The organism is Allobosea sp. R86505 (genome assembly GCF_042466375.1).
In the GTDB taxonomy this organism is placed as follows: domain Bacteria; phylum Pseudomonadota; class Alphaproteobacteria; order Rhizobiales; family Beijerinckiaceae; genus Allobosea.
Window position 1 is genome coordinate 1,421,273 of record NZ_JAXHPY010000001.1, and the last position, 12,781, is coordinate 1,434,053.

8 protein-coding genes are annotated in these 12,781 nt (G+C 68.2%); 4 read left to right on the top strand and 4 right to left on the bottom strand.

Annotated elements, in window-relative coordinates; genetic code table 11:
- Window positions 1–12 precede the first annotated feature (12 nt).
- Window positions 13–405 carry an MAPEG family protein gene (locus SJY11_RS06835; protein WP_376985865.1) on the bottom strand — a complete coding sequence of 131 codons (393 nt, stop codon included), beginning with the start codon at window positions 403–405 and terminating at the stop codon, window positions 13–15.
- 709 nt (window positions 406–1,114) lie between these two features.
- On the opposite strand from SJY11_RS06835, the gene gltB reads away from it, so the two are divergent.
- Window positions 1,115–5,734: a glutamate synthase large subunit gene (gltB, locus tag SJY11_RS06840; RefSeq protein ID WP_376989271.1), complete on the top strand. Its 4,620-nt coding sequence runs from the start codon at window positions 1,115–1,117 to the stop codon at window positions 5,732–5,734.
- Between the two features lie 111 nt (window positions 5,735–5,845).
- On the top strand, window positions 5,846–7,270 hold the full coding sequence (locus SJY11_RS06845; protein WP_376985867.1) for a glutamate synthase subunit beta: 1,425 nt from the start codon (window positions 5,846–5,848) through the stop codon (window positions 7,268–7,270).
- Between the two features lie 116 nt (window positions 7,271–7,386).
- Here the strand turns inward: SJY11_RS06845 and SJY11_RS06850 are convergent, their stop codons facing one another.
- Entirely contained in the window at window positions 7,387–8,607 is a 1,221-nt protein-coding gene (locus tag SJY11_RS06850; RefSeq protein ID WP_376985868.1) for an SGNH/GDSL hydrolase family protein, read from the bottom strand.
- 62 nt (window positions 8,608–8,669) lie between these two features.
- Window positions 8,670–9,914, bottom strand: coding sequence for a lytic murein transglycosylase (locus SJY11_RS06855; RefSeq protein WP_376985869.1), 1,245 nt, complete (start codon window positions 9,912–9,914; stop codon window positions 8,670–8,672).
- A gap of 363 nt (window positions 9,915–10,277) precedes the next feature.
- Between SJY11_RS06855 and rnk the strand changes: the two genes are divergently transcribed.
- A complete protein-coding gene (gene rnk, locus SJY11_RS06860) occupies window positions 10,278–10,703 on the top strand; it encodes a nucleoside diphosphate kinase regulator (protein ID WP_376985870.1) in 426 nt (141 codons plus the stop codon).
- Window positions 10,704–10,714: 11 nt separating this feature from the next.
- Here rnk and galE read toward each other — a convergent pair whose 3' ends face one another.
- Entirely contained in the window at window positions 10,715–11,704 is a 990-nt protein-coding gene (gene galE, locus SJY11_RS06865) for a UDP-glucose 4-epimerase GalE (RefSeq protein ID WP_376985871.1), read from the bottom strand.
- 174 nt (window positions 11,705–11,878) lie between these two features.
- Here galE and SJY11_RS06870 point away from each other — a divergent pair, with 174 nt between their 5' ends.
- Window positions 11,879–12,763 carry a UTP--glucose-1-phosphate uridylyltransferase gene (locus SJY11_RS06870; RefSeq protein ID WP_376985872.1) on the top strand — a complete coding sequence of 295 codons (885 nt, stop codon included), beginning with the start codon at window positions 11,879–11,881 and terminating at the stop codon, window positions 12,761–12,763.
- Window positions 12,764–12,781: the final 18 nt, after the last annotated feature.

Sequence of the window (12,781 nt, forward strand, 5' to 3'; positions counted from 1 at the left end):
AGCTTCGGCCGCCTAGCCGACCAGCGCCTGCACGAGGATCGTCAGGGCCGCCGCGATCAGGGTTGCGAAGGTCGCGACCATGCCGGCGACGCGGAAGCGCAGGTCCTCGTCGAGATGCGACACGCCCCAGGCATGGCTCGCGCGCCCCAGCAGGAGGCAGAGGCAGAGCCCGTGCAGCAGCAGGCCAGGGGCGCCGCGGATCTCGGCCATGGCGAGCAGCAGCAAAGCGAGCGGCGTGTATTCGGCGAAATTGCCGTGGACGCGGACGCGCCGCTCGAGCCCGCGGTCTCCCGCCGTGCCGATGGCGACGCGGCCGCTGCGCCGCTGCCGGACCACGGCCAGCGAGAGCATCACGAACAGGAGCGCGAGGAGCGCGGCATAGACGGGAACGATGGCGAGGGTCATGACGGGGTCCGCCGGAGGAGCGCAGGGACCTGTTCTAGGCTGCGAAGGCCTTCGCAGCCAATGCGGCATCTGCGGCTGCTCGACAGGAAGTGTGCGTCGGAGTGACGGCTTCATCCCGGAAATGTCGAGGCCGTCTCTGAATTGAACATAAAATTTCGCAACTGCGCCGAATCACCGCTTGTGCCGAGATTGGAATTCTGGCAAATTCAGGGAATAGGACAGTGTTGCTGTCCCATTTTTCGCCGTGCCGGCCGGTGACCGTAAGGGAAGCCGGCCGTGCCATCGCAACGGAGCGGATCGATGACGAAGGGTGCGGCCAAACACGCCAAAACCACTCGTACGCGTGCCGCCCGCAAAGCGGCAGCCTGACAGGCGCGGCAGGGCGACAAGCCCTCAGCGCCTGCGGAGGACGCGGGCGCCCCGAGACCAGCGCAAGCCACCTCCGACGAACGAACGCCCCGGCCATGCTGGCCCCGTCCTTGCTGCGGCTGATGAGAGCCAGTGCGGGATCGGCGGCCGAGTGTGGGCGAAGGGTGATATGGACTCACGGAGGCCCCCCGGCGGAAGTTGGGCGGGCCGTGGCAAGCGGGGTTTGACGATGAGCGAAACCAGCCAGTCGAGCGGCGCCTTCGAGCGTGCGGACATCTTGGGCGCCGCCACGCCGGTCACGCCGGCCTTCGAGCGTTTTCCCGAGGTTCGCGACCCCGCGATGCCGGTGCGCCAGGGGCTCTACGACCCTTCGATGGAGAAGGATTCCTGCGGCGTCGGCTTCATCGCCGACATGAAGAACCGCAAGAGCCACGCCGTCGTCGCGCAGGGCCTGCAGATCCTGCTCAACATCGACCATCGCGGCGCGGTCGGTGCCGATCCCAAGCTCGGCGACGGTTGCGGCATCCTGACCCAGATCCCGCATCGCTTCTTCAGCGAGGAATGCGCCGCCATCGGCATCGCGCTGCCAGAGGTCGGCCATTACGCGATCGGCCAGTTCTTCATGCCGCAGGACGCCGGCGACCGGAGGATCTGCGAGGACATCGTGGCGCAGACGGTGACGGAAGAGGGGCTGATCTTCCTCGGCTGGCGCGACGTGCCGGTCGATGGCTCGGATCTCGGCGAGGCTGTCAAGGAAAGCGAGCCGGTGCATCGCCAGCTCTTCGTCGGGCGGCCGGCCGAGATCGCGACGGAGGAGGAGTTCGAGCGCAAGGTCTATGTGCTCAGAAAGTCGGTCTCCAACCAGGTCTACAAGCTGAAGGACCGCGCGACCGCGACCTATTACCCGGTCTCGATGTCGGCGCGCACCATCGTCTACAAGGGCATGGTGCTGGTCACCCAGCTCGGCAGCTATTTCAAGGATCTGCAGGACGAACGCTTCGAGAGCGCGCTGGCGCTCGTCCACCAGCGTTTCGCCACCAACACCTTCCCGTCCTGGCGGCTGGCCCACCCCTACCGGATGGTCGCCCATAACGGCGAGATCAACACGCTGCGCGGCAACGTCAACTGGATGGCGGCGCGGCAGGCCTCGGTCGATTCCGAGCTGTTCGGACCCGACATCTCGAAGCTCTGGCCGATTTCCTATGAGGGCCAGTCCGACACCGCCTGCTTCGACAACGCGCTCGAATTCCTGGTGCAGGGCGGCTACTCGCTCGCGCACGCGATGATGATGCTCGTTCCCGAGGCCTGGAACGGCAACCCGCTGATGAACGAGGAGCGGCGCGCCTTCTACGAGTATCACGCCGCGCTGATGGAGCCGTGGGACGGGCCCGCCGCGATCGCCTTCACCGACGGCAAGCAGATCGGCGCGACGCTGGACCGCAACGGCCTGCGGCCGGCGCGCTATCTCGTCACCGATGACGGGCTCGTCGTGCTCGCCTCCGAGTTCGGCGTGCTGCCGATCCCCGAGGAGAAGATCGTCGAGAAGTGGCGCCTGCAGCCGGGCAAGATGCTGCTGATCGATCTCGAAGAGGGCCGGATCATCGGCGACGACGAGATCAAGGCGAGCCTGTGCCAGGCCAACCCCTACAAGGACTGGCTGAAGCGCACCCAGATCGTGCTGGAGGACCTGCCGCCGGTCGAGGCGCGGGCGCAGCGTACCGACGTCGCCCTGCTCGATCGCCAGCAGGCCTTCGGCTATACGCAGGAGGACACCCGCCTGCTGATGGCGCCGATGGCGGTGACGGGGCAGGAAGCCGTCGGCTCGATGGGGACGGACACGCCGATCTCGGCGCTCTCGTCGAAGTCGAAGCTGCTCTACACCTATTTCAAGCAGAACTTCGCCCAGGTCACCAACCCGCCGATCGATCCGATCCGCGAGGAGCTGGTGATGAGCCTGCTCTCCTTCATCGGGCCGCGGCCGAACATCCTCGACCTGGAGGGGACCTCGCGGCGCAAGCGCCTCGAGGTGCGCCAGCCGATCCTGACCAATGACGATCTCGAGAAGATCCGCTGCATCGGCCATTACGAGGATCGCTTCGACACCAAGACGATCGACTTCACCTATCCGGCGCGCGACGGTTCCGCGGGCATGGCCGCGGCGCTGGAGCGGCTTTGCGAGCGCGCCGAGGCCGCGGTCCATGGCGGCTACAACATCATCATCCTGTCCGATCGTCTGGTCGGAGCGGACCGGATCCCGATTCCGGCGCTGCTGGCGACGGCGGCCGTGCATCATCACCTGATCCGCAAGGGCTTGCGCACCTCGGTCGGCCTCGTCGTGGAATCGGGCGAGCCACGCGAGATCCACCATTTCTGCTGCCTCGCCGGCTATGGCGCGGAGGCGATCAACCCCTATCTCGCCTTCGACACCCTGCTCGACCTGCACGAGCAGGGCGCCTTCCCGACCGAGGTCGACGCCTATGAGGTGGTGAAGCGCTACATCAAGTCCGTCGGCAAGGGCGTGCTGAAGGTGATGTCCAAGATGGGCATCTCGACCTACCAGTCCTATTGCGGCGCGCAGATCTTCGACGCGGTCGGCCTGCGCAGCGACTTCGTCGAGCGCTACTTCTTCGGCACGGCCACCGCGATCGAGGGCGTCGGCCTCGACGAGGTCGCGCAGGAGAGCGTCAGCCGCCACAAGGACGCCTTCGGCGATGCGCCGGTCTATCGCAACAGCCTCGATATCGGTGGCGAGTATGTCTACCGCATCCGCGGCGAGGAGCATGTCTGGACGCCGGACGTCGTCGCCTCGCTGCAGCATGCCGTGCGCCTCAACGCGCAGGACCGCTACGAGGCCTTCGCGCAGCAGGTCAATGACGAGGCGCAGCGGCTGACCACGATCCGCGGCCTGTTCAAGCTGAAGCAGGCCGGCGAGGACGGGCGCGCGCCGGTGCCGCTGGAAAGCGTCGAGCCGGCCTCCGAGATCGTGAAGCGCTTCGCCACGGGCGCAATGTCCTTCGGCTCGATCTCGCGCGAGGCGCACGAGACCATCGCGATCGCGATGAACCAGATCGGCGGCAAGTCGAACACCGGAGAGGGCGGCGAAGAGCCGATCCGCTTCAAGCCGATGGCGGACGGGCGCTCGAAGCGTTCGGCGATCAAGCAGATCGCGTCTGGCCGCTTCGGCGTGACGACCGAGTATCTGGTCAATGCCGACGTCATGCAGATCAAGGTCGCGCAGGGCGCAAAGCCCGGCGAGGGCGGCCAGCTGCCTGGCCACAAGGTCGATGCCAAGATCGCCAAGGTCCGGCATTCGACGCCGGGCGTCGGCCTGATCTCGCCGCCGCCGCATCACGACATCTATTCGATCGAGGATCTGGCGCAGCTGATCTTCGACCTGAAGAACGTCAACCCGACCGCGGACGTCTCGGTGAAGCTCGTCTCCGAGATCGGGGTGGGCACGGTCGCGGCCGGCGTCGCCAAGTCGCGCGCCGACCACATCACCATCTCGGGCTTCGAGGGCGGCACGGGCGCGAGCCCGCTGACCTCGCTGAAGCATGCCGGCTCCCCCTGGGAGATCGGGCTGGCCGAGACGCAGCAGACGCTCGTCCTCAACCAGCTGCGCGGCCGCGTCGCGCTTCAGGTCGATGGCGGGTTGCGGACGGGCCGCGACGTCGTCATCGGCGCGCTGCTGGGGGCCGACGAGTTCGGCTTCTCGACCGCGCCGCTGATCGCGGCCGGCTGCATCATGATGCGCAAGTGCCATCTCAACACCTGCCCGGTCGGCGTCGCGACGCAGGACCCGGTGCTGCGCAAGCGCTTCAAGGGCCTGCCCGAGCACGTCATCAACTACTTCTTCTTCGTCGCCGAAGACGTGCGGAAGCTCCTCGCCGAGATGGGCTTCACCAAGCTGGAAGAGATCGTCGGCCGCTCGGACCTGCTCGACAAGCGCGACCTGATCGACCACTGGAAGGCCAAGGGGCTCGACTTCACGCGGCTGTTCCACAAGGTCGACATGCCGGGCGTGGCGATCCGCCATGTCGAACTGCAGAAGCACCCGATCGACGACGTGCTCGACCGCAGGCTGATCGAGGGTGCGAAGGACGCGCTCGAGAGCGGCACGCCGGTCGTGCTCGAACACCCGATCTGCAATGTCGACCGCAGTGTCGGCGCGATGCTCTCGGGCGCCGTCGCCAAGAAGTACGGCCATGCCGGGCTGCCGGAGGACACCATCACGGTGAAGCTCAAGGGCACGTCTGGCCAGAGCTTCGCCGCCTTCCTGGCCGCGGGCGTCACCGTCGAATTGACCGGGCAGGCGAACGATTATGTCGGCAAAGGCCTCTCCGGCGGCAAGCTGGTGGTCAAGCCGGACCCGGCCTCCAAGGCCGTGCCGGAGCGCTCGATCATCGTCGGCAACACGGTGCTCTACGGCGCGATCGCGGGCGAGGCCTATTTCCGCGGCATCGCCGGCGAGCGCTTCGCGGTCCGCAATTCGGGTGCCGTCGCGGTGGTCGAGGGCACGGGCGACCATGGCTGCGAATACATGACCGGTGGCGTCGTCGCGGTGATCGGGCCGACGGGGCGCAACTTCGCGGCGGGCATGTCGGGCGGCATCGCCTATGTGCTCGACGAGGACGGTACCTTCGCCCAGCGCTGCAACCTCTCCATGGTCGATCTCGAACCGGTTGAGGAGGAGGAGGACCTGATGGAGCGGCTGCACCACCATGGCGGCGACCTCGAGCACAAGGGCCGCATCGACATGGCCAACATGTCGGGCCATGACGAGGAGCGCCTGATGCAGATGCTGACGAACCATGTCGACTACACCGGTTCGGAGACGGCCAAGCGGATCCTGGAGAACTGGGCCGACTACCGGACCCGGTTCGTCAAGGTGATGCCGGTCGAGTACCGCCGGGCGCTGCGCGAGATGGAACAGGCGCGCGCGCTGCAGGCGGCGGAATAAGACGAGGGTCGGTTCCGCGCGGCATCCTCCGCGCCGGGACTTCATCGGGACAGGCGCCCCGCCCCGCGGGGATGCCCGGCGAGGCCGGGCGGGACGGCGAGAGACACAGGCATGGGCAAGGTCACCGGCTTTCTCGAATATGACCGGCAGGAGCAGAAGTATCAGCTCGCCGGCGATCGCATCCGCCATTTCCGGGAGTTCACGCTCCCGCTGGAGGAGCGCGACGTCAAGAAGCAGGCGGCGCGCTGCATGGATTGCGGCATTCCGTTCTGCCACGGGCCGACCGGCTGCCCGATCCACAACCAGATCCCGGACTGGAACGAGCTGGTCTATTCCGGCGGTTGGGAGGACGCGCTGCGCAACCTCCACTCGACCAACAACTTCCCGGAGTTCACCGGCCGCATCTGCCCCGCGCCCTGCGAGGAAGCCTGCACGCTGAACCTCGAGAACATGCCGGTCACGATCAAGACGATCGAGCAGGCGATTGCCGACAAGGGCTGGCAGGAGGGCTGGATCGTTCCCGAGCCCGCTGCGATCCGCACCGGCAAGAAGATCGCCGTCGTCGGTTCCGGCCCGGCCGGCCTGGCTGCCGCCCAGCAGCTTGCCCGCGTCGGCCACGAGGTCCATCTCTATGAGCGCGAGGCACGGGCCGGCGGCCTACTCCGCTACGGAATCCCCGACTTCAAGATGGAAAAGAAGCACATCGACCGCCGCGTGAAGCAGATGGAGGCGGAGGGCGTCACCTTCCACTACAACGTCAATGTCGGCGTGACGCTGCCGTTTTCGACGCTGACGGCCGAGCATGACGCCGTGCTGATGACGGGTGGCGCCGAGGCGCCGCGCGATCCCGGCCTGCCCGACACCAACCTCCAGGGCGTACATTACGCGATGCCCTACCTGACCCAGCAGAACAAGCGGGTCGGCGGCGAGGATGTCTCGGGCATCACGCCGATCCTGGCCGGCGGCAAGCATGTCGTCGTGGTCGGCGGCGGCGACACGGCGTCGGACTGCGTCGGCACCGCCTTCCGCCAGGGCGCGCTCTCGGTGACGCAGCTCGACATCCGGCCGATGGCGCCGGAGATCGAGGACAAGCTCACCGTCTGGCCCTACTGGCCGACCAAGTTCCGCACCTCCTCCTCGCAGGCCGAGGGCGCCGAGCGCGAGTTCCAGGCGGCGACGCTCGGGCTCGAAGGGCGCAATGGCAAGCTTACCGGCGTGAAATGCGCCCGCGTCGACGAGAAGCGCCGGCCGATCCCGGGCACCGAATTCGTGCTGCAGGCCGATCTCTGCTTCCTCGCCATCGGCTTCGCCGGTTCGGTGATCGAGGGCATGATCGCGCAGTCGGGCGCGGCCGTGGACAAGCGCGCCAATGTCGTCGCCAATGACAGCGACTATCGCACCAGCGTCGACAAGGTCTTCGTCGCCGGCGACATGCGCCGCGGCCAGTCGCTCGTCGTCTGGGCGATCCGCGAGGGCCGCCAGGCTGCGCATGCGATCGACAAGCATTTGATGGGCGAGACGATCCTGCCGATGTGAGCGGTTGGCGTCATGGTCGGGCTTGACCCGACCATCTCGGAAACCAGCGGCGTTTCGTCACGAGATTCTCGGGTCTGCGCTTCGCTTCGCCCGAGAATGACGGCTGGCCTAGGGCCTCACCGCGGCCAGCGGTGATCGTCCATGCGGCCCGGCTTGGGCTCGGGCAGCACACCCTCGCCGAAGATGCGGTCGAGCTGGCCGGCGATCTCGCCGCGGCCGCGCGCCTCGGGGATCGAGACCAGCAGCGCCTGCTCGCCGGGCCCCGCCGTGCCGGTCAGCGGCAGGATCGGCCCGGCCGCCGGCTTGGCCTGAAGCGCGGCGGGCAGGCTGATCACGGGCAGGCCCGCGACCATCTGGTCGATCAGGCGCTCGATGCCGCCGGGCTGAAGCTCAGGATTGATCGGGGCTCCGGTCTCTGGCGAGACTGGCAGGGCGATCACGCTGCCCTCGGTACCCGGCTCGAACATCCGGCGCACGAGCACATCGACGAAATGGGCCGCCTTGCGGGCGCCGACCGCGGTGAAGTGGATGCCGTCGCCGAGCCGCAGCCGCGCGGGCTGGCCGGAGACGTCTGGGCCCATGGCGGCGTAGCGGTTCTCCGCATCGACGAAAGCGCCCCATAGATCGACATATTGCCCGCCGGCGCGCTCGACCTGCTGGCGGTACTGCTCGTTGAAGGTCACCAGATCGGCCGAGAGCCTGGCGTTCTGCACCGGGGGCGCCCCCACCCAGATCAACGGGATCCGCCGCGCCGCAAAGACCTGCGCGACGGCATTGATGCGCTCGCGGTAGAGTTCGAGCCAGCGCGGGCTGAGCGGCTCGTGGACGGTGTCGCCCTCGCGGATCGCCTGCCGGTCGTTGAGGCCGACCATCATGACGCCCAGCCCGATCTTGGCATCGGCCGCGACGAGTTCGGTCGCGACCCTGGGCCAGTCGTGGAAGTCGTTGCGGACGAGGCCGGAATCCGGCTTCGCCTTGGCGATCACGGCAAGATCGGGCCGGTCCTCGATCGCCTCCTCCAGCCCGTCGGCCAGCAGGTTGGCGAGCGAGTCGCCGATGACGAGGATGTGGTGGGCGACGTCGACCTTGGGGATGACGGGATCGTCGCGGACGACGACGGGCGCGGCCGGGCGGCGCCGGACCACCGGCGCGACGCGCTGGCGCTGCCGCTGGACCGCCTGGGGCTGCTGGGGCTGCTGCCAGAAGAGCTGGAACAGGCTGCGCTGCTGCGGCTGCGGTTGCGGCTGGCGCGCCTGCTGCGCGAGCGACGGCAGCCCGCCGGTCAAAATCAGCAGGCCGGCGGCCGCCAGCATCGTGAAGAGGGCGCGCAAACGCATCGGGCTCTCGATCCGCGCCCCTGTGCGGGGCGCCGCCATCATAGCGGAAGACGGTGCGCCCGTCAGCGGGCCGTGCGCAGCCGCGCCAGCAGGGCCGGCGTCGGCCAGCCATCGGCGATCTCGCCCTGGCGGAGCTGGTACTGGCGAACGGCCTCGCGGGTGCCGGTCCCGATGCGCCCGTCGGCGTCGTGGTTGTAGAGGCCGAGCGCCTTCAGGCGGCGCTGCAGGTCCTGGATGCCCGATTTGTCGAGGCGCGGCGCCTGGACCGGCCAGTCCGCCTGGATGGCGGGGCGGCCCATGATGCGGTCGCCGAGATAGCCGACGGCGAGCGCATAGGCGTCCGACGAGTTGTATTTCTTGATGACGTCGAAATTCGCGGTGAGCAGCATCACAGGGCCGCGATGGCCGGCGGGATAGAACAGCCGCCCCTCGCCGGAGGAGGGGAGCCGCCCGCCATCGGCTTTGCGCACCCCGGCGGAGGAGAGCTGCGCGAAGCTCGCCCGGTTCAGCCTGTGGTCGAAGCCGTCCGGCAGCGTGACCTCGAGACCCCAGGGCAGCCCCGGGACCCAACCATGGCCCTTGAGATAATTGGCGGTGGAGGCGAGTGCGTCGGCGGTCGAGGTCCAGATGTCGGCATGGCCGTCGCCGGTGTGGTCGACCGCGTATTTGCGGTAGCTCGACGGCATGAACTGGGTGTGGCCCATGGCGCCGGCCCAGGAGCCGCGCAGTTCGCGGCGCTCGACATGACCTTCCTCGATCAGTTCGAGCGCGGTCAGGAGTTCGTCGCGGAAGAAGTCGCCGCGATAGCGCAGATGGGCCAGCGTCGCGAGCGAGCGGATCGTGTCCTTGTCGCCCTTGAACGAGCCGTAATTGGTTTCCATGCCCCAGACGCCGAGCACGATCTCGCGCGGCACGCCGTAGCGCGCCTCGACCTGGGCGAGGAGCCCGGCGTTCCCGGCGGCCGCATCGCGGCCGCGTGGAATGCGCGTGCCGCCCACCGCGCTGTTGAGATAGCCCCAGATCGGGGCGGTGAACTCGGACTGCTTTCGGGTCAAAGCCGCAATGGCGGGGTCCGGCGTCATGCCGCGGAAGGCGAGGTCGAAGGTCGCTCGCGAGACGCCCCGGGCCTGGGCCAGCGGCCAGAGCCGCTGCAGGAACGCGGCGAAGTCGCCCTGGGCCGGGCGGGCCGCCGGGGTCGGCGGAGCCTCGCGCGTGCGGGCGGCCGAGCTGCCGATCGAGCCCGTGGACTGGGCGAAGGCGGGCGCCAGGCTGATCAGGGCCGTTGCGGCGATGACGGACAGGCGCATGGAACACTCGGATCGAGGGGAGGGACGGGCTGCTTCAGAGCGCCCGAACAAGATTAACCAAAGGTTAAAGTCATCGGCAATGGCGGACGAACTTGCCGCCGGGCCCGCCGATTTGACAAAGCAGACGCCATGGCTGAGCCTCGCGCGCATGATCAGCCCCTTCAGCTTCTGCTGCGGCCTTCGCCGTTCGGGTCCCTTCATCGCGGGCCACTAGCCCCGCGCCCGCTGCGCTGCGCGCTCCGGGTTCGGGGCCGCCATCGCGCCGAGCGGCACCGCCGCTTCCGTTTCAGTCTTCCTTCCGGCCGTCGCCGCGGGCGCGATCGATCGCTTCCGCCGACCGCCCGGCAACCTTCAGGATTCGTCATGACCCAGGCCACCAAGCGCGCCGCGCGTCCCGCCATCGTGCTCACCGCCGAAGACCATCTCCTGCTCAGCCGCGCCGTCGAGGGCGCCGGCGAGCGCCTGGCCGATCTCGCGGCCGAACTGGGCCGCGAGCTCGACCGCGCCCGCATCCTCCCGCAAGGGCGGCATTCGGCCGAGCATGTGCGCATCGGCAGCGGCGTCACCTTCCGTAACGAGGTCTCCGGCAAGGAGAGCACGATCACGCTCGTGCGGCCCGAGGAGGCCGATGTCGATGCCGGCCGGATCTCGGTGATGACCCCGGTCGGCGTCGCGCTGATCGGCATGGCCGCCGGCAAGTCGATCGACTGGGTGACGCGGACGGCCGAGCGGCGCCGCCTGACCGTGATGGCGGTGCGCGATCCGGCCGATCTGGCCTTGGCGGGCTGAGGCCGGCGCGCTTACACCGCGTTGCGGGTCTTCAGCTTCTCCTCCCAGGCCAGGGCCTGGCGGACGATCTCCTCGAGGTCGTCATGCTCCGGCTGCCAGCCGAGTTCGCTGCGGATCCGGTCGGCCCTGGCGACGAGGGCGGCCGGATCGCCGGCGCGGCGGCCCGAGAGCGTCACCGGAAAGTCGACGCCCGAGACCTTCTTGACGACCTCGACCACCTCTTTCACCGAATAGCCCCGGCCATAGCCGCAGTTGAGGGTCAGGCTGCCGCCGCCACCGCGCAGATGCTCGAGCGCGGCGATATGGGCCCGGGCGAGGTCGGTGACGTGGATGTAGTCGCGGATGCAGGTGCCGTCCGGCGTCGGATAGTCGGTGCCGAAGACCTCGAGGCCGTCGCGCTGCCCGAGGGCGGCCTGGCCCGCCACCTTGATCAGATGCGTCGCATTTGGCGAGGACTGGCCGGAGCGGCCGCGCGGGTCGGCGCCGGCGACGTTGAAATAGCGCAGCACGACATAGGCCAGCCCATGCGCCTTCGCCGTGTCGGCGAGCATCCACTCGCTCATCAGCTTCGAGCGGCCATAGGGGTTGATCGGGTGGAGGTCGATCTCCTCCGGCACGGGGCTGACCGCGGGTTCGCCATAGACCGCCGCGGTTGACGAGAAGATGATGCGGCGGACGCCGCCGCGCACCGCGCTCTCCAGCAGGGCGCGGGTCTTCACCGTGTTGTTCAGATAGTAGCCCAGCGGGTCGGCGACGGATTCCGGGACGACGATCTTCGCGGCGAAATGGGCGATCTCGGTGATGCCGTGCTCGGCGATGAGGCGCGCGAAGAGGTCCTGGTCGGCGATGTCGCCCTGGATCAGCGGCACCTCCTTCGGCACCGCCCACCAGAAGCCGGTCGAGAGATTGTCCAGAACGACCACGCTCTCGCCACGGTCGAGCAGTTCCAGAACCATGTGGCTGCCGATATAGCCGGCTCCGCCCGAAACAAGTACCGCCATCGCCCGTCGTCACCTTCCGCCGGCAGGAACCGCCCCACGCAACAGGCGTTCACGGTCTCGCAAGCACATTCTGCTTCTACTACGATGTGACCGGCTTCGTACAAGCCGTGAGCAGGCCGCCTTTCAACCCGCACCGCCGCAGCCACGCCAGGCCGGGCGCCAAATGGACCTTCCATGTCGAAACGCATCCGCAAGGCCGTCTTTCCCGTCGCCGGTCTCGGCACTCGCTTTCTTCCTGCGACCAAGGCGATCCCCAAGGAGATGCTGACGGTGGTCGACCGGCCCGCCCTCCAGCATGTGGTGGACGAGGCCCGCGCCGCCGGCATCGAGCATTTCGTCTTCATCACCGGCCGCAACAAGGCGGTGATCGAGGATCATTTCGACTTCGCCTACGAACTCGAGGACACCCTGCGTCGCCGTAACAAGACCGCCGAGATCGAGGCGCTGGCGGCTGATCTGCCGCTCGCGGGTGCGACGAGCTTCACCCGCCAGCAGCAGCCGCTGGGGCTGGGCCATGCCGTCTGGTGCGCGCGCGACATCATCGGCGACGACGAGCCCTTCGCGCTGCTGCTGCCGGACATGCTGCACCACACCCATGGCAAGGGCTGCCTGGCCGAACTGATCGACGCCTACAACAAGCATGGCGGCAACCACATCGCCGTGGCGCCGGTGCCCGACGACCAGACTCATCAATACGGCATTGTCGGCGTCGAGAAGCGCGAGGCCAAGGTCTCGAAGGTCACCAAGATGGTCGAGAAGCCGGCCAAGGGAACGGCTCCGTCGAACCTGCACATCACCGGCCGCTACATCCTGCAGCCGACGATCTTCAACCTGCTCGCCAACCAGGAGCCCGGCGCGGGCGGCGAGATCCAGTTGACCGATTCGATGATCGCGCTGTCGCGGCTGGAGCCTTTCCATGCCGTGCGTTTCGACGGCGACATCTACGACACCGGCTCGAAGCTCGGCTTCCTGGCGGCCAACGTTGCCTATGCGCTCGACCGCCAGGATCTCGGGCCGCAGTTCCGCCAGGAGCTCGAGCGGCTGCTGGACCGTCTGTGAGACGCCCCGGGCCGGGAC